This is a genomic window from Kitasatospora sp. NPDC092948 (assembly GCF_044754805.1).
Taxonomy (GTDB): Bacteria; Actinomycetota; Actinomycetes; order Streptomycetales; family Streptomycetaceae; genus Kitasatospora.
Genome location: NZ_JBIVPU010000003.1, coordinates 768,508 through 785,283 on the forward strand (window position 1 = coordinate 768,508; position 16,776 = coordinate 785,283).

General features: G+C 72.8%; 15 protein-coding genes. 14 read left to right on the forward strand and 1 reads right to left on the reverse strand.

Annotation, left to right across the window (positions count from 1 at the left end; genetic code table 11):
* Nucleotides 1–38 precede the first annotated feature (38 nt).
* On the forward strand, nt 39–698 hold the full coding sequence (locus tag ACIQF6_RS12940) for a trimeric intracellular cation channel family protein (protein ID WP_400893661.1): 660 nt from the start codon (nt 39–41) through the stop codon (nt 696–698).
* Here ACIQF6_RS12940 and ACIQF6_RS12945 read toward each other — a convergent pair.
* Nucleotides 634–1,455 carry an IclR family transcriptional regulator gene (locus ACIQF6_RS12945; RefSeq protein WP_400893663.1) on the reverse strand — a complete coding sequence of 274 codons (822 nt, stop codon included), beginning with the start codon at nt 1,453–1,455 and terminating at the stop codon, nt 634–636. The genes ACIQF6_RS12940 and ACIQF6_RS12945 overlap by 65 nt on opposite strands.
* A 103-nt stretch (nt 1,456–1,558) precedes the next feature.
* On the opposite strand from ACIQF6_RS12945, the gene ACIQF6_RS12950 reads away from it, so the two are divergent.
* The 13 genes from ACIQF6_RS12950 to gatB all read left to right on the forward strand — a co-directional run bounded on the left by ACIQF6_RS12950 (nt 1,559) and on the right by gatB (nt 16,460).
* Complete coding sequence (locus ACIQF6_RS12950; RefSeq protein ID WP_400893665.1) at nt 1,559–2,740, forward strand: cysteine desulfurase family protein; 1,182 nt, start codon at nt 1,559–1,561, stop codon at nt 2,738–2,740.
* A gap of 50 nt (nt 2,741–2,790) precedes the next feature.
* Nucleotides 2,791–3,282, forward strand: coding sequence for a MarR family winged helix-turn-helix transcriptional regulator (locus ACIQF6_RS12955; protein ID WP_400893667.1), 492 nt, complete (start codon nt 2,791–2,793; stop codon nt 3,280–3,282).
* 120 nt (nt 3,283–3,402) lie between these two features.
* Nucleotides 3,403–4,812, forward strand: coding sequence for an MFS transporter (locus ACIQF6_RS12960; protein ID WP_400893669.1), 1,410 nt, complete (start codon nt 3,403–3,405; stop codon nt 4,810–4,812).
* A 72-nt stretch (nt 4,813–4,884) separates the two neighbouring features.
* The gene (gene mnmA, locus ACIQF6_RS12965; RefSeq protein WP_400893671.1) at nt 4,885–6,018 is read left to right on the forward strand and encodes a tRNA 2-thiouridine(34) synthase MnmA; all 1,134 of its coding nucleotides are present in this window, start codon (nt 4,885–4,887) and stop codon (nt 6,016–6,018) included.
* 62 nt (nt 6,019–6,080) lie between these two features.
* A complete protein-coding gene (locus tag ACIQF6_RS12970) occupies nt 6,081–6,626 on the forward strand; it encodes a TIGR00730 family Rossman fold protein (protein WP_400893673.1) in 546 nt (181 codons plus the stop codon).
* Nucleotides 6,627–6,634: 8 nt separating this feature from the next.
* On the forward strand, nt 6,635–7,324 hold the full coding sequence (locus ACIQF6_RS12975; protein ID WP_400893675.1) for an SDR family oxidoreductase: 690 nt from the start codon (nt 6,635–6,637) through the stop codon (nt 7,322–7,324).
* Between the two features lie 118 nt (nt 7,325–7,442).
* Nucleotides 7,443–8,414: a methionine synthase gene (locus tag ACIQF6_RS12980; RefSeq protein WP_400893920.1), complete on the forward strand. Its 972-nt coding sequence runs from the start codon at nt 7,443–7,445 to the stop codon at nt 8,412–8,414.
* Entirely contained in the window at nt 8,411–10,759 is a 2,349-nt protein-coding gene (gene ligA / locus ACIQF6_RS12985; RefSeq protein ID WP_400893677.1) for an NAD-dependent DNA ligase LigA, read from the forward strand. The genes ACIQF6_RS12980 and ligA overlap by 4 nt, the downstream gene beginning before the upstream one ends.
* A 295-nt stretch (nt 10,760–11,054) precedes the next feature.
* Complete coding sequence (locus ACIQF6_RS12990; protein ID WP_400893679.1) at nt 11,055–12,674, forward strand: putative bifunctional diguanylate cyclase/phosphodiesterase; 1,620 nt, start codon at nt 11,055–11,057, stop codon at nt 12,672–12,674.
* 227 nt (nt 12,675–12,901) lie between these two features.
* A complete protein-coding gene (gene gatC, locus ACIQF6_RS12995) occupies nt 12,902–13,198 on the forward strand; it encodes an Asp-tRNA(Asn)/Glu-tRNA(Gln) amidotransferase subunit GatC (protein WP_035866399.1) in 297 nt (98 codons plus the stop codon).
* A 5-nt stretch (nt 13,199–13,203) separates the two neighbouring features.
* On the forward strand, nt 13,204–14,697 hold the full coding sequence (gene gatA, locus ACIQF6_RS13000; RefSeq protein WP_400893682.1) for an Asp-tRNA(Asn)/Glu-tRNA(Gln) amidotransferase subunit GatA: 1,494 nt from the start codon (nt 13,204–13,206) through the stop codon (nt 14,695–14,697).
* Nucleotides 14,694–14,933: a hypothetical protein gene (locus ACIQF6_RS13005; RefSeq protein WP_400893684.1), complete on the forward strand. Its 240-nt coding sequence runs from the start codon at nt 14,694–14,696 to the stop codon at nt 14,931–14,933. Before gatA ends, ACIQF6_RS13005 begins: the two co-directional genes overlap by 4 nt.
* A 36-nt stretch (nt 14,934–14,969) precedes the next feature.
* Nucleotides 14,970–16,460 (forward strand): Asp-tRNA(Asn)/Glu-tRNA(Gln) amidotransferase subunit GatB, encoded by a 1,491-nt coding sequence (gene gatB, locus ACIQF6_RS13010; RefSeq protein WP_400893922.1) that lies wholly within the window; start codon nt 14,970–14,972, stop codon nt 16,458–16,460.
* Nucleotides 16,461–16,776: the final 316 nt, after the last annotated feature.

Consider the following 16,776-nt stretch of genomic DNA (forward strand, 5'->3'; position numbering starts at 1 on the left):
GCGACCGGCGCCGGTCGGGCGACGTGGACACTGACCAGGTGACATCCGAGATCTTCCCGCACGACGTCCAGCAGATCCTCGACCTGGTGGGCATTTTCGTCTTCGCCCTGTCCGGCGGCCTGATGGCGGTCCGCAAGAACATGGACATCTTCGGCATCTGCGTGCTGGCCGAGGCGACCGCGTTGGGCGGCGGCGTGCTGCGGGACCTGGTGATCGGCGCGCTGCCGGTGGCGGCGTTCACCAACTCCGGCTACTTCCCGACCCCGTTGGTGGCCGGGGTGGTGGTGTTCTTCCTGCACCCGGAGGTGGAGCGGATCACCCGGGCGGTGATGGTGCTGGACGCCGCGGGCCTCGGCCTGTTCGCCGTCACCGGCACCATCAAGGCGCACGACTACGGGCTCGGCGCGGTCGCCTCGGTGGCCTGCGGCATGCTGACCGCGGCGGGCGGCGGCGTGGTGCGCGACGTGCTGGCGATGGAGCCGCCCTCGCTGCTGCGCTGGGACCGGGAGATCTACGCGGTGCCGGCGCTGATCGGCGCGGCGATCACGGCGCTGCTGATCAGCACCGGGCAGCTCACCCCGGTGAGCGCGGCGCTGGCGGCGGTGGCCGCGTTCGCGGTGCGGATGCTGGCGCTCAAGTTCGGCTGGCGCGCACCGCGTGCTTGGCACCGCATCGGTTCTCGCACCAGCGAGGAGTAGGGGAGCCGCCGTAGGCCAGCGAGATCGCCTCGACCGTGCAGAGCAGCTCGGGCAGCAGCTTGGAGAGCTCGACGACGGAGGCGACCTGGACCGGGGCGGAGATCGAGCAGGCGGCGATCGCGGTGCCCTCGGTGCCGGCGATCGGGGCGGCGATGCAGTTCACCGACTCGTGGTACTCGGCCTGGTCGGCGGCCCAGCCGAGCCGCTGCACCTCGGCGAGCTCGTCCAGCAGCGCCTGCGGGCCGCGGATGGACTGCGGGGTGCGGGCCGGGAACTCGGCCTCGGCGAGGAAGGCGGCGAGCCGGTCCGCGGGCAGGTCGGCGAGCAGCACCTTGCCGGCGGCGGTGGCCGTCGCGGGGGCGCGCCGGCCGATCCGGCTGTCCTCGCCGAGCCAGCCGCGGGCGTTGTCCGGGTAGCGGGCGTCCACCTTGTCGAGGTAGAGCACCTCGTCACCCTCCAGTACCGACAGGTGGACGGTGTGCCCGTACCGCTCGTTCAGCACCGCCAGGAAGGGGGCGGCGACCTGGCGGATGTCGATGCCCTCCAGCGCCTGGTTGGCGAGCGCGAACAGGCGGCCGCCGAGCCGGTAGCGGTGGTCGGACTGGCGGGTGACGAAGCCGTGTTCCTGCAGGGTGCGCAGCAGCCGCAGGGCGGTGGACTTGTGCACCCCGATCCGGGACGCGGCCTGCTCCAACGAGGCCGGGCCCTCGCCGAGCGAGGCCAGGATGGTCAGCGCGCGGTCGACCGTCTGGGACACGGCCCTCCCCCTCTCACAGCGGCGTGGCCGGAAGGCTAACGGCGCGTTGCAGGGGGTGCAATGGCCAAATCGTGATCCGTGGGCCGCCTACACTGGACCCGCTATGGCATACCTGGACCACGCCGCCACCACCCCGATGCTGCCCGAGGCGATCGCCGCGATGACGGCGCAGTTCGGGGCCGTCGGCAACGCCTCCTCGCTGCACGCCGCCGGGCGGCGGGCCCGCCGCGTCGTCGAGGAGTCCCGGGAGTCGCTGGGCGAGTCGCTGGGCGCGCGGCCCAGCGAGATCGTGCTCACCGCGGGCGGCACCGAGTCCGACAACCTGGCGGTCAAGGGCCTGTACTGGGCCCGGCGGGCGGCCGATCCGGCCCGCCGCCGGGTGCTGAGCAGCCCGGTCGAGCACCACGCGGTGCTGGACGCGGTGCACTGGCTGGCCGAGCACGAGGACGCCGAGGTCGAGTACCTGCCGGTGGACGCGGTCGGCCGGGTGCACCCCGAGGCGCTGCGCGAGGCGATCGGGCGGGCGCCGGAGACGGTCGCGCTGGTCACCGTGATGTGGGCCAACAACGAGGTCGGCACCGTCCAGCCGGTCCGTGAACTGGCCGCGGTCGCCGCCGAGTTCGGCATCCCGATGCACTCGGACGCGGTGCAGGCGCTGGGCCAGGTCCCGGTGTCCTTCGCCGATTCCGGGCTGACGGCGCTCACCGTCACCGGCCACAAGGTCGGCGGCCCGTACGGGGTCGGCGCGCTGCTGCTGTCGCGCTCGGCCACGCCCGTGCCGCTGCTGCACGGCGGCGGCCAGGAGCGCGACGTCCGCTCCGGGACGCTGGACGTGCCCGGCGCGGCCGGGTTCGCGGTGGCGGCCTCGCTCGCCGTGGAGCGGCAGCCCGAGTACGCGGCGGGTGTCGGCAGGCTGCGCGACGACCTGCTGGCGGTGGTCCGGGCGGCGGCGCCCGACGCGCTGCTGAACGGTGACCCCGACCCGGCGGGCCGGCTGCCCGCCAACGCGCACTTCTCGTTCCCCGGCTGCGAGGGCGACGCGCTGCTGATGCTGCTGGACGCGGCCGGCGTGGAGTGCTCCACCGGCTCGGCCTGCTCGGCGGGCGTTCCGCAGCCCAGCCATGTGCTGCTGGCGACGGGCGTGGCCCCCGAGCTCGCCCGCGCCTCGCTGCGGTTCTCGCTCGGCCACACCTCCACCCGGGCGGACGTGGACGCGCTGGCCGCCGCGCTGCCCGGCGCGGTGGAGCGGGCCCGGCGGGCCGGGCTGGTGCGCGCCGCCCGCTGACCGGTTTGTTCGGTAGCGGAACCATCTACTGGCGGACGTATTCTGGGGTCATGAACGCACCCCTTCCCGAGCGCACCGTCCGTGACCTCACCGGGTTGCTGGTCCAGGCCGCGCACGCCATGAACACCCGTCTGTCGCTGGCCCTGGCCGAGATCGACAGCTCCCCGCGCCGGCACTGCGTGCTGCTGCACGCCATGGAGGGCGAGCACACCCAGTCGCAGCTGGCCGCGATCGCCGGGCTGGACAAGACCACCATGGTGGTCACCGCCGACGAGCTGGAGCGGGACGGCCTGGCCGAGCGCCACCCGTCCGCGACCGACCGGCGGGTGAAGGTCATCCGGGTCACCCCGGCCGGCGAGGAGCTGGTGCGGCGCGGCGAGGTGATCGTCGACCGGGTGCACGGGGAGGCGCTGGGCGAACTGTCCGCCGGGGAGCGGCAGGTGTTCGTGGACGCGCTGGACCGGCTGCAGAAGGACGTGGAGTTCCCGATGGTGGGGGAGGGCGGCGTGGTGCGGCGGCCCCGCCGGTCCCGGCAGGGGTAGCGGCTCTTCGGATCGCCGGGCAAGTCGTTCCGTTCAGGATCGTCTACTACAAAACTATCTGTTACGGTCTCTCTTGTTGGGGGAGCGCGCGTCCGCGTGCCCCAGGGGAGGGAGACACCCATGTCCGAAAACCCGTCACGTGCCCGCTGGCTGGCCCTCGCGGTGGTCTGCGCCGGCATGCTGATGGTGATCCTGGACGGCTCGATCACCACCGTCGCGCTGCCCGCCATCCAGGACGACCTGCACATCGGCCGGGCCGGACTGGCCTGGGTGGTGGACGCCTACGTGATCGCCTTCGGCGGCCTGCTGCTGCTCGCCGGACGCCTCGGCGACCTGCTCGGCCGCCGCCGGATCTACCTCGCGGGCATCGCCGCGTTCACCGCCGCCTCCGTGCTGTGCGGCCTCGCCGCCACCCCCGCGATGCTGATCGGAGCCCGCTTCGTGCAGGGCATCGGCGGGGCGATGGCCTCCGCCGTCGGCCTCGGCATGGTGGTCGGCCTGTTCCCCGAACCCGCCGACCGGGCCAAGGCGTTCGGCGCCGTCGGCTTCACCGGCTCGGCCGGCGCCTCGCTCGGCCAGGTGCTCGGCGGCGTGCTCACCGAAGGCCTCGGCTGGCACTGGATCTTCTTCATCAACCTGCCGATCGGCGCCGCCGCGCTGCTCGCCGGCCTGCGCCTGCTGCCCCGCGACCGGGCCGTCGCGGCGAAGGGCGGCGTGGACGTTCCGGGCGCGGGGCTGGTCACCGGCGGCCTGATGCTCGGCGTGTACGCCATCGTCGAGGGCGGCCCGCACGGCTGGACCTCCGCCGGCACCCTCGGCCCGGCCGCCGCCGCGCTCGTCCTGCTCGCCGCGTTCGTCCTCCGGCAGGCCCGCGCCGCCACCCCGCTGCTGCCGCTGCGGATCCTCGCCCGGCGCACCACCGCGGTCGCCAACCTGACGCAGATCCTGTTGGTGGGCGCGATGTTCGGCTTCCAGGTGCTGCTGGCGCTCTACCTGCAGAACGTCCAGCACTACGGCGCGCTCGGCACCGGACTGGCCATGCTGCCCGCCGCGCTCACCATCGGCGTCGTCTCGCTGCTGCTCGCCGCCCGTGCGATCGGCCGGTTCGGCGAGCGCCGCACCCTGCTGCTCGGCCTCGCCCTGCTCACCGTCGGCCTCGGGCTGCTGGTGCGGCTGCCCGCCGGCGGCTTCGACTACGCCGCCGACCTGCTGCCCACCCTGCTGCTCGGCGGCGGCTTCGGTTTCGCCGCCACCGCGCTCACCGCCCTCGGCATGGCCGACGCCCGGCCCGCGGACGCCGGACTGCTCTCCGGCGTGCTCAACACCACCCAGCAGGTCGGCGCGGCCCTCGGCGTCGCCGTCCTCACCGCGCTGGCCGGCGGCTCCGGGGACGCCGTCGGGGGCTTCCGCCTGGCCTTCGGCGTGGGCGCGACGCTGCTGCTCGCCGCGTTCCTGCTGGCCACCGCACTGCCCGCGCGCACCGCCCCGGCTCCGGCCGACGCCGGGCCGCCGGTCCTGGTGGCGAACTGACCGCCGGGGGCCGGGGCCGCCGGCGCCGGGGCCGTCCGACGAGCGCCCGGCCCCCGTTACGCTGGACTCCTTATGACTGACTTCCCCGGCGCCCCGACCACCCCGTCCACCGGCCGCCTGCGCGTGCTCGCCGCGATGTCCGGCGGCGTCGACTCCGCCGTCGCCGCCGCCCGGGCCGTCGAAGCCGGCCACGAGGTGACCGGCGTCCACCTGGCGCTCGCCAGCAACCCGCAGTCCTTCCGCACCGGCGCGCGCGGCTGCTGCACGCTGGAGGACTCCCGGGACGCCCGCCGGGCCGCCGACGTGATCGGCATCCCGTTCTACGTCTGGGACTTGGCGGAGCGCTTCCGCGAGGACGTGATCGAGGACTTCGTCGCCGAGTACGCCGCCGGGCGCACCCCCAACCCGTGCCTGCGCTGCAACGAGAAGATCAAGTTCGCCGCCCTGCTCGACAAGGCGATCGCGCTCGGCTTCGACGCCGTCTGCACCGGCCACTACGCCCGGATCGTCGACCTGCCCGACGGCACCCGCGAACTGCACCGGGCGGTCGACGGCGCGAAGGACCAGTCGTACGTGCTCGGCGTGCTCGACGCCGACCAGCTCGCCCACTCGCTGTTCCCGCTCGGCGACACCACCAAGGACGTCATCCGCGAGGAGGCCGACCGGCGCGGCCTCGCCGTCGCCAAGAAGCCCGACAGCCACGACATCTGCTTCATCACCGACGGCGACACCCAGGGCTTCCTCGCCGAACGCCTCGGCACCGCCCCCGGCGACATCCTCGACGCCGACGGCACCAAGCTCGGCGAGCACGACGGCGCCTACGGCTTCACCATCGGCCAGCGCAAGGGCCTGCGGCTCGGCCGCCCCGCCGCCGACGGCAAGCCCCGCTACGTCCTCGACATCTCCCCGGTGAACAACACCGTCACCGTCGGCCCCGCCAGCGGCCTCGACGTGCACGCCCTCACCGCCATCCGCCCCCGCTGGTGCGGCGCCCCGGCGACCGGCGAGGGCCGCTACACCGCCCAGCTCCGCGCCCACGGCGAGGAGGTCCCCGTGACGGCCGTCCTGGCGGACGACCGGCTGAGCGTCCGCCTCGACACCCCGGCCCGCGGCATCGCCCCCGGGCAGGCCGTCGTCCTGTACGACGGCACCCGGGTGGTCGGCTCGGCGACCATCGCGAGCACCGAGCGGGCGGTCGGGGTCTAGCCGGTCCGTCGGATTATCGGTTTGACCCGGGCGTGGCGGGCGGTGATAGGACTGGTTGCACTATGAACATCACGGTCTTCTGTTCGGCGAACCTGCTCGACGCCAAGTACACCGCCCCGGCGGCCGAGTTCGCGCGACTGCTCGGCGCCGGCGGGCACACGCTGGTGTGGGGCGGATCGCACACCGGACTGATGGGGCTGCTGGCCGACGAGGTGCAGCAGGCCGGCGGTCGGCTCGTCGGGATCTCGGTGGAGTTCCTGCGGCACAAGGCGTACGAAGGCGCCGACGAGCTGGTGGTGACGCCCGATCTGGCCGCCCGGAAGGCCGAGTTGCTGGCCCGCGGGGACGCGGTGGTGGTGCTGGTCGGCGGGCTCGGGACGCTGGACGAAGTGACCGAGGTGCTGGAGCTGAAGAAGCACGGGCAGCACGACAAGCCGATCGTGTTCCTCGACACCGAGGGGTTCTACGCCGGGACGCGGACGCAGCTCGAACGGATGGACCGCGAAGGGTTCCTGCCGCGCCCGCTCGCCGAGCTGGTGTCCTTCGCGCAGACTCCCGCCGAAGCCCTCGCCCACGCGACCGTCCAGCAGAACCTCCAGCAGAACTGAGGAATCCCATGGGTGCCCACCTGATCACCGGAGCCGGCTCCGGCATCGGCGCCGCCGTCGCCGACAAGCTCACCTCCCGCGGCGAGGAGGTCTGGCTGCTCGCCCGGGACGCCCGCCGTGCCGCGCAGCTGCGTGAGCGCTACCCCGAGGCGCGGACGCTGGTCGGCGACCTCGACGAACCGGGCAAGCTGTCCTGGGCGTTCGGCCACCAGGCGCTGCCCGTCGAACTCGACTCGCTGCTGCACATCGCCGGCGTCGTCGAACTCGGCACCGTCGCCGAGACCCCCGTCAAGGCGTGGCAGCACCAGCTGAACGTCAACGCCGTCGCCCCCGCCGAGATCACCCGCCTGCTGCTCCCCTCCCTCCGCCTCGCCCGCGGCCACGTCGTCTTCGTCAACTCCGGCGCCGGCCTGCGCGCCGACCCCACCTGGGGCTCGTACGCGGCCAGCAAGTTCGCCGTCCGCGCGGTCGCCGACGCACTGCGCCAGGAGGAACACCCCAACGGCGTCCGAGTCACCACCGTCTACCCCGGGCGCACGGCCACCGCGATGCAGCTGAAGGTCCACCAGCAGGAGGGCAAGGAGTACGACCCCGCGAAGTGGATCGCCCCCGAGTCCGTCGCCACCGCGATCCTCACCGCGCTCGACCTGCCGCGCGACGCGGAGATCACCGAAATCACCGTCCGCCCGGGCCAGTAACGCCCAGCCGGTGACGGCGGGCGGAGCCGTATCCCGGTCGAGGCTGCGTAGGCTCTGTCCCGTGACTGACGTGGATGTTTTCGGGGACCTGGCCGGGGCCGCTACCGGGATCGGGTCGATGCCCGGTGGGGATGTGCGGGACATGGCGCGCGGGGTGACGGCGGAGCTGGAGCAGGTGCCGTTCCTGCCGGAGTTGCCCGGGCGGGGGCCCGGGGCGGACATGATCGGGCGTGGGGCGGGGCTGCTGACCGAGCTGTTCGTGCAGACGGAGCCGAGCGGGTGGCGGTTCACGGACCGTCCGGGGCGGGACACCAAGCGGGCCCGGTCGTGGCTGGGGGAGGACCTGGACGCGCTGGAGGAGTACACCCAGGGGTACCGGGGACTGCTGAAGGTGCAGGCGGTCGGGCCGTGGACGCTGGCCGGCTCGATCGAGCTGAAGCACGGGGAGAAGGCGCTCAGCGACCCGGGCGCCTGCCGGGACGTCGCGGAGTCGCTGACCGAGGGGCTGCGCCGACACCTGGAGGACGTCCGCCGCCGGGTGCCGGGCGCGACGGTCGTGTTGCAGCTGGACGAGCCGCTGCTGCCCGCCGTGCTGGCCGGGTCGGTGAAGACCGCGAGCGGGTTCCAGCGGCTGCGGGCGATCGACCGGCAGGTTGCCGAGCAGACGCTGCGGGACGTGATCCGGGGCCTGGACGCGCCCGTGCTGGTGCACAGTTGCGCGCCCGAGGTGCCGATCCCGCTGCTGCGTCGGGCGGGGGTGGCGGGGATCAGCCTGGACTTCGGACTGTTGACGGAGCGTCACGACGACGACCTCGGCGAGGCGATCGAGGGCGGAACGCTGATCCTCGCCGGCGTGGTGCCGTCCACCGACACGGCTGCGGTCCAATCAAAAGCAGTGTCGGACCCGGCCGGTAGTGTCCAGGGTGTCAGGACGTTGTGGCGCAGGTTGGGGCTGGCGCCGGAGCTCCTGGGCCGCCGGGTCGTGGTGACGCCGACGTGCGGGCTGGCGGGGGCGTCCCCGGCGTACGCCCGGCGGGCGCTGTCACAGGCCGTGAGGGCGGCGCGGAGCCTGGTGGACAACCCGGAGTGACGAGCGAGGAGGACGGCGCGGTGGCGGCTGTGGAGGGCTGGGAGGACGTCCCGGCGGAGGTGCGGACCCGGCACGCCGAACTGGCGACCGAGATCGAGGAACACCGGTCCCGGTACTACGAGCTGGACGCGCCGACCGTCAGCGACACCGAATTCGACGCGCTGATGCGCGAGTTGGAGGCGCTGGAGGCCGAGCACCCGGCACTGGTGACGCCCGACTCGCCGACCCAGAAGGTCGGCGGCGCGCCCACCGTGCTGTTCGCGCCGGTCGAGCACCGCGAGCGGCTGCTCAGCCTGGACAACGCGATGGACGCCGAGGAGTTGGCGGCCTGGGCGGAGCGGGTCGCCACCGAGCTCGCCGGCATCGAGTACCACTACCTGTGCGAACTGAAGGTCGACGGCCTGGCCGTCAACCTGACGTACGAGAACGGTGCGCTGGTGCAGGCCGCGACCCGCGGCGACGGCCGGGTCGGCGAGGACATCACCGCCAACGTCCGCACCATCAAGGAGATTCCGCACCGGCTCAAGGGCGACGACATCCCGGCGCTGGTCGAGATCCGCGGCGAGGTGTACTTCCCCACCGAGGAGTTCGACGCGCTGAACGCCTCCTTCGCCGAGGAGAACGAGCGCCGCCGGCAGGAGAACGAGGAGCGCGCCAAGGAGGGCAAGCGGCCCCGGGCGATGATCCGGCTGTTCATGAACCCGCGGAACGCCGCCGCCGGATCGCTGCGCCAGAAGGACCCGCTGGTCACCGCCGCCCGCCCGCTGCGGATGGTGGTGCACGGCATCGGCGCCCGGGTCGGCTTCGACATCGACTGCCAGTCGCACGCCTACCGGCTGCTGCACGACTGGGGCCTGCCCACCGCCAGGCACAACAAGGTGGTCGGGACGCTGGACGACGTACGGGCGTTCATCAAGCACTTCGGCGAGCAGCGGCACTCCGTCGAGCACGAGATCGACGGCGTGGTGGTCAAGGTCGACGAGATCGCCCTGCAGGGCAGGCTCGGCTCCACCTCCAAGTCGCCGCGCTGGGCGATCGCCTGGAAGTACCCGCCGGAGGAGGTCACCGGCAGGCTCGCCGAGATCAAGATCGGCATCGGCCGCACCGGCCGGGCCACCCCGTACGCGGTGCTGGCCGAGCCGGTGAAGGTGGCCGGCTCGATGGTGCAGTACGCGACGCTGCACAACCAGCAGATCGTCAAGGCCAAGGACGTCCTGCTCGGCGACACCGTCGTGCTGCGCAAGGCCGGCGACGTGATCCCGGAGATCCTCGGCCCGGTCTACGACCTGCGCGACGGCACCGAGCGGGCCTTCGAGATGCCCACGCACTGCCCGGAGTGCGGCAGCGAGCTGCGCCCGATGTCCGAGGGCGACATCGACCTGCGCTGCCCCAACGCGCAGTTCTGCCCGGCCCAGGTCCGGGAGCGGATCGCCTTCCTCGGCGGGCGGTCCTGCCTGGACATCGAGGGCCTCGGCTACGTCGCGGCGACCGCGCTCACCCAGCCGCTGGAGCCCGCCGACCCGCCGGTCAAGGACGAGGGCGACATCTTCGGGCTGACCGAGGAGCAGCTGCTGCCGATCAAGGTGCTGGTGCGCGACCCGAAGACCGGCATGCCCAAGCTGGACGACAAGACCGGCAAGGAGAAGCAGACGTCCTTCTTCGCCACCACCGCCGGCGCGCCGAAGAAGAACACCGGCGTGCTGCTGGACAACCTGGCCGCGGCCAAGGACCGCCCGCTGTGGCGTTTCCTGAACGGCCTGTCGATCCGTCACGTCGGCCCGGTGGCCGCCCAGGAGCTGGCCCGCGAGTTCCGCGACCTGGACCGGATCTTCGCCGCCGACGAGACCGAACTCGCCGCCGTCGAGGGCGTCGGGCCGACCATCGCCCGGTCCGTCAAGGAGTGGTACGCCGAGGAGTGGCACCGCGAGATCCTCCGGAAGTGGCGGGACGCCGGGGTGCGGTTCACCGAGGAGGCCGGCGAGGAGCAGGGCGAACGCCCGCTGGAGGGCCTGACGGTGGTGGTCACCGGCACGCTCGCCGGCCACACCCGGGACGGCGCGAAGGAGGCGCTGACCTCGCGGGGCGCGAAGGTGACCGGCTCGGTGTCGAAGAAGACGCACTTCGTGGTGGTCGGGGACAATCCCGGTTCCAAGTACGACAAAGCGGTGCAGCTCGGCGTTCCGGTGCTGGACGACGCCGGCTTCGAGGTGCTGCTCGGTCAGGGCGCGGACGCCGCCCGCCGGCACCTCGGGCTGCCCGTCGAGGGCGAGGACGCCGCAGCCGGCGGGGGCGGCGCAGTCGACGAGGAGAATGCCGGAAAAGCACCGGAGAAGAACGTTTCCTGACAGGTCGTTATCGTCCTGATGCCGCGTCAGTCGGGTGTTCGAGAGCGAAATCGGGCATTGTGTCATCGAGCAGCGCGCGGAGATGACGTCGCGCTCGGAGGTGACCGGAAAGTGCGCCCGTACGGCGGACCCCGGCTTACCCTGGGCGCTACGAACTGTCAGCAGGAGTGTGTGGCACCGGTTCTGCCGGAGCCCCGGGGACACGCCCTCGTCTGACGTCCACCGGCATCCCGAGGAGGGGGTGCCTCACCGTGAGGCGGCCCAGCGGGGGCGGGCCCGACGGAGGACTGGGCTTATGGATCGTACGACCGGCGGCGCGCCCACACGCCCGCCGCAGGGGATGGCGGGGGCGGTGCTGCTGTTCGGCGTCCTGCTGGCCGGCGCCGCGCCGCTGATCCCGTTGGCCGTCCTGGTGTACCGCTACGAACCCGAACTGCTGCCGCTGTTCGCGGTTCCGCTGGCCGTGCTGGTCGCCGCGTGGCGGATCGCCCGCGATCGGGCCAGGGACCAGCTCACCGACCCGCTGACCGACCTGCCCAACCGGCAGGCCCTGCTGATCGCCACCCAGGAGGCGCTGGCCGCGCACGAGGGCGAACCCGGGTACAGCGTCGGCCTGATCCTGCTCGATCTGGACCGCTTCCGGTCACTGAACGACGCACTCGGACACACGGCCGGCGACCGGCTGCTGGTGCACATCGCCCGCCGGCTGCACCGGGCGCTGCGCTCCGGCCCCAGCTTCGCGCAGGGCCCGGACGACGCCGTGCTGCCCCCGCAGGTGCGCCGCCGCAGCGAACGCCCGGTGGTGGCCCGGATGGGCGGCGACGAGTTCGCGGTGCTGCTGCCCGGCGTCGGCAGCCCCGAGCTGCTGGAGCGGATCGCGCAGGGGCTGATCGCCGAACTCGCGGCGCCGATCCGGCTGGACGGGCTGCTGCTGGTGCTGGAGGCCAGTGCCGGGGTCTGCGTGCACCCGACGCACGCCCCGGATGCAGAATCGCTTCTGCGGCGCGCCGACGTGGCGATGGGCCACGCCCAGCACAGCCGCAGCGGCGTCGAACTGTACGACGAGGCCCGGGACCTGGACACCCCGTACCGGATCGGCCTGCTCGGCGACCTGCGGCGGGCGCTGGAGATGAACGAAGTCGCCCTGCACTACCAGCCGAAGGTGGCCTTCGACGGCCGGGTGGTCGGCCTGGAGGCGCTGGTGCGCTGGGAACGGCCCGGCCAGGGCCGGGTGCCCCCCGACGAGTTCATCAGCCTCGCCGAGTCCTCCGGCCTGATGCCCCGGCTCACCGACTACGTCCTGGAGAGCGCCGTCGGGCAGATCGCCCGCTGGCGCCACCAGGACCTGATGGTGCCGGTCGCCGTCAATGTCTCGCCGCGCGACGTCCTCAACCCGGGCTTCGCCGCCCGGGTCGCCGGACACCTCACCCGGCACCAGGTTCCGGCCGAGGCGCTCCAACTGGAGATCACCGAACGGCTGTTGCTGGACGACAGCCGACGGGCCGCCGACACGCTCGCCGAACTGCGCCGCTACGGCGTGCGGATGTCGCTGGACGACTTCGGCACCGGGCACTCCTCGCTGGTCCGGCTGCGCAGCCTCCCGGTCGGCGAGCTGAAGATCGACCGCTCCTTCGTCTCCCGGATGGTCGCCGACGACCACGACGCGGCGGTGGTCCGCTGCTCGGTGGAGCTCGCGCACTCGCTGGGGCTGACGGTGGTGGCGGAGGGCGTCGAGGACGACGAGACGTGGGAGCGCCTGCACGACCTCGGGGTCGACGCCGTGCAGGGGTGGCTGGTGTCGGCCGCGCTGCCCGCCGATCAGGCCACCGCGTGGTTGCAGGTGCGGCAGACGGGGGCGGCGCCGGTGCAGGTGCGGCAGACCGGGGCGGCGCCGGTCTCCTCGGTGCCGCGATAACGCTCCTGAGGGGTCCGTCCGGGGAGGGGAGTCCGGTCCTCGGGCGGACCTTTCCGCGCCTGCCCGGCGGCCCGCGCGGTTCTCTCCCGGCCCCGGCGGTAGGGGCGGTGCCCCCACGCGTCCCCTGGACCGCGTCCCGGTGGCCATAGGATGGGCCCTCAAGACCAAAAGGACGGGTGTGCCCAGGGCCGCCCGGTCCACCGGAACTCACCCTTGAGGATCGCTGCATGCCTGGCATCACGCGCGAGGAGGTCGCCCACCTCGCCCGGCTGTCGCGTCTGGAGTTGCAGGCGGAGGAGTTGGACCACTTCGCCGAGCAGCTCGACGTGATCATCGGCGCGGTCGCCCGCGTTTCCGAGGTCGCGGGGCAGGACGTCCCGCCGACCTCCCACCCGCTCCCGCTGAGCAACGTCATGCGGGCGGACGAGGTGCGACAGTCGCTGACCCCGGAGCAGGCGCTGTCCGGCGCCCCGGCGAGTGAGGACCAGCGTTTCCGCGTGCCGCAGATCCTCGGGGAGGACTGACCGAGATGACCGACCTGATCAAGTACACGGCGGCCGAGACGGCCTCCGCGATCGCCAAGGGCGAGGTCTCGGCCGTCGAGGTCGCCCAGGCCCACCTGGACCGCATCAACGCCGTCGACAAGAAGGTCAACGCCTTCCTGCACGTCGACGGCGAGGGCGCGCTGGCCGCCGCCCGCAAGGTCGACGACAAGCGGGCCAAGGGCGAGCAGCTCAGCCCGCTGGCCGGCGTGCCGCTGGCGCTGAAGGACGTCTTCACCACCAAGGGCATCCCGACCACCTGCGGCTCGAAGATGCTCGAAGGCTGGATCCCGCCCTACGACGCCACCCTGACGCGGCGGCTGAAGGACGCGGACGTCGTCATCCTCGGCAAGACCAACATGGACGAGTTCGCGATGGGCTCCTCCACCGAGAACTCGGCGTACGGCCCGACCGGCAACCCGTGGGACCTGACCCGGATCCCCGGCGGCTCCGGCGGCGGCTCCGCGGCGGCGCTCGCCGCGTTCGAGGCGCCGCTGGCGATCGGCACCGACACCGGCGGCTCGATCCGCCAGCCCGGCGCCGTCACCGGCACCGTCGGCGTCAAGCCGACCTACGGCTCGGTGTCCCGCTACGGCCTGGTCGCCTTCTCGTCCTCGCTCGACCAGGGCGGCCCGTGCGCCCGCACCGTGCTGGACGCGGCGCTGCTGCACGAGGCGATCGCCGGCCACGACCCGCTGGACTCCACCTCGATCGACGCGCCCGTCCCGGCCGTGGTCGAGGCCGCGAAGATGCGCGACATCCGCGGCATGCGGATCGGCGTCGTCAAGGAGTTCGCCGGCGAGGGCTACCAGGCCGGCGTCATGCAGCGCTTCAACGAGTCGGTGGAGCTGCTGCGCGAGCTGGGCGCCGAGGTCGTCGAGGTGTCCTGCCCGTCGTTCACGCTGGCGCTGCCCGCGTACTACCTGATCGCCCCGTCCGAGTGCTCCTCGAACCTGGCCCGGTTCGACGCGATGCGCTACGGCCTGCGGGTCGGCGACGACGGCACCCGCTCCGCCGAGCAGGTCACCGCGCTGACCCGGGAGGCCGGCTTCGGCGACGAGGTCAAGCGCCGCATCATCCTCGGCACCTACGCGCTGTCGTCCGGCTACTACGACGCCTACTACGGCTCGGCGCAGAAGGTCCGGACGCTGATCTCCCGCGACTTCGACGCCGCGTTCGCCGGCGTCGACGTGCTGATCTCGCCGACCACGCCGACCACGGCTTTCCCGATCGGCGAGCGGGCGGACGACCCGATGGCGATGTACCTCGCCGACCTGTGCACCATTCCCTCGAACCTCGCGGGCAACGCGGCCATGTCGCTGCCCTGCGGGCTCGCCCCGGAGGACAATCTCCCGGTCGGCCTGCAGATCATCGCCCCCGCGATGGCGGACGACCGCCTCTACCGCGTGGGCGGCGCCGTCGAGGCCGCGCTCAACGACAAGTGGGGTCACACCCTGCTGGAGGAGGCACCGGCACTGTGAGCAAGATCGAGAAGGCCAAGGGTTGGAAGCACTCGAAGCCCGGCCTGTGGCTGTCCATCGGCACCAGCGCGTTCGGGGCGATCTCCATCGTCAAGGACGTCCGCAGCGCCCGTGAGGACGACGACACCCTCAAGCTGATCAACGCCCTGGTCGGCGCCGCCGCCCTGATCACCGGCACCGCGCTCCTCGTCCGTGAGCTCAAGCGGCTCGGCGACGACGACGTCCTGCTCGGCTGAACCTCCCATGACTGAAGAAGGGACGCTGTGAGCGTCATGAGCCTGGTCTCCTACGAGGAGGCTCTCGCCTCGTACGACCCGGTGATGGGCCTTGAGGTCCACGTCGAGCTGGGTACCAAGACCAAGATGTTCTGCGGCTGCTCCACCGAGCTGGGCGCGGAACCGAACTCGCAGACCTGCCCGACCTGCCTCGGCCTGCCCGGCTCGCTGCCGGTGGTCAACGCGGTCGGCGTGGAGTCCGCGATCCGGATCGGTCTCGCGCTGAACTGCGAGATCGCGGAGTGGTGCCGGTTCGCCCGGAAGAACTACTTCTACCCGGACATGCCGAAGAACTTCCAGACCAGCCAGTACGACGAGCCGATCGCCTTCAACGGCTACCTCGACGTGCAGCTGGAGGACGGCGAGATCTTCCGCGTGGAGATCGAGCGCGCCCACATGGAGGAGGACACCGGCAAGTCCACCCACGTCGGTGGCGCCACCGGCCGCATCCACGGCGCCGAGTACTCGCTGCTCGACTACAACCGGGCCGGCATCCCGCTGATCGAGATCGTCACCAAGCCGATCGAGGGCGCGGGCCACCGGGCCCCCGAGGTGGCGAAGGCGTACGTCGCCGAGCTGCGCGAGCTGATCAAGGCGCTGGGCGTCTCCGAGGCCCGGATGGACAAGGGCCAGATGCGCTGCGACGTCAACCTGTCGCTGCGCCCCAACGGCACCGAGAAGTTCGGCACCCGCAGCGAGACCAAGAACGTCAACTCGCTGCGCAGCGTCGAACGGGCCGCCCGGTTCGAGATCCAGCGGCACGCCACCGTGCTGACGGACGGCGGGACGATCGTCCAGGAGACCCGGCACTTCCACGAGGAGGACGGCTCCACCACCTCCGGCCGGATCAAGGACAACGCCGAGGACTACCGGTACTTCCCGGAGCCCGACCTGGTCCCCGTCGCCCCGGCCCGTGCCTGGGTCGAGGAGCTGCGGGCCTCTCTGCCCGAGCTGCCGCGGGTCCGCCGGTCCCGGCTGCAGGCCGAGTGGGGCCTGTCCGACCAGGACATGCAGTCGGTGCTCAACGCCGGCGCGGTCGAGCCGATCACCGAGACCATCGCGGCCGGCGCCCCCGCCGACCAGGCCCGCAAGTGGTGGATGGGCGAGCTGGCACGGCGCGCCAACGAGACCGGCACCGAGCTGTCCGAGCAGCCGATCACCCCGGCCCAGGTGGCCCGGGTCTGCGCGCTGGTCGCCGAGGGCAAGCTGAACGACAAGCTGGCCCGCCAGGTCATCGAGGCCGTCCTCGCCGGCGAGGGCGAGCCGGACCAGGTCGTGGAGAAGCGCGGCCTGGCCGTGGTCTCCGACGACTCGGCGCTCGGCGCGGCCGTCGACCAGGCGATCGCCGACAACCCGGACGTCGCGGCGAAGATCCGCGACGGCAAGGTGCAGGCGGTCGGCGCGCTGGTCGGCGCGGTCATGAAGGCCACCCGCGGGCAGGCCGACGCGGCGAAGGTGAAGGACCTGATCCTGGAGAAGCTGGCCTGAGGCCGAGCCGCTCCGCACGGTGCCCGTCCCCGAGGTGGGGGCGGGCACCGTCGTTTTCGGGACGAGAACCACCTCCGAAGGTCCACTGGCGGGCCGTCAAGGGTCGGGTGGGCAACGGGAGTTGACTGGGCCCCGGGCGGGCCACGGGTGGCCGTCGCTCTCCCGCCGGTCTGGGCCGAACGGGCGACACCGTTCCGAAGGGCCCCCGCCCCACCTGGCAGTCATTACGCTGAGTTGAGTATGCGTGCCGGTGCGTGACCGGATTGGTGTAGGGTCCGAAGCGGGAACACCGGTACGGCCACGGGCCGGAGGGGGA

Excerpts from the sequence above, each read along its gene's own strand:
- ACIQF6_RS12950 (WP_400893665.1), top strand. The coding sequence starts at position 1,559 with ATGGCATACCTGGACCACGCCGCCACCACCCCGATGCTGCCCGAGGCG.
- ACIQF6_RS12955 (WP_400893667.1), top strand. The coding sequence starts at position 2,791 with ATGAACGCACCCCTTCCCGAGCGCACCGTCCGTGACCTCACCGGGTTG.
- ACIQF6_RS12960 (WP_400893669.1), top strand. The coding sequence starts at position 3,403 with ATGTCCGAAAACCCGTCACGTGCCCGCTGGCTGGCCCTCGCGGTGGTC.
- mnmA (WP_400893671.1), top strand. The coding sequence starts at position 4,885 with ATGACTGACTTCCCCGGCGCCCCGACCACCCCGTCCACCGGCCGCCTG.
- ACIQF6_RS12970 (WP_400893673.1), top strand. The coding sequence starts at position 6,081 with ATGAACATCACGGTCTTCTGTTCGGCGAACCTGCTCGACGCCAAGTAC.
- ACIQF6_RS12975 (WP_400893675.1), top strand. The coding sequence starts at position 6,635 with ATGGGTGCCCACCTGATCACCGGAGCCGGCTCCGGCATCGGCGCCGCC.
- ACIQF6_RS12980 (WP_400893920.1), top strand. The coding sequence starts at position 7,443 with ATGCCCGGTGGGGATGTGCGGGACATGGCGCGCGGGGTGACGGCGGAG.
- ACIQF6_RS12990 (WP_400893679.1), top strand. The coding sequence starts at position 11,055 with ATGGATCGTACGACCGGCGGCGCGCCCACACGCCCGCCGCAGGGGATG.
- gatC (WP_035866399.1), top strand. The coding sequence starts at position 12,902 with ATGCCTGGCATCACGCGCGAGGAGGTCGCCCACCTCGCCCGGCTGTCG.
- gatA (WP_400893682.1), top strand. The coding sequence starts at position 13,204 with ATGACCGACCTGATCAAGTACACGGCGGCCGAGACGGCCTCCGCGATC.
- gatB (WP_400893922.1), top strand. The coding sequence starts at position 14,970 with ATGAGCCTGGTCTCCTACGAGGAGGCTCTCGCCTCGTACGACCCGGTG.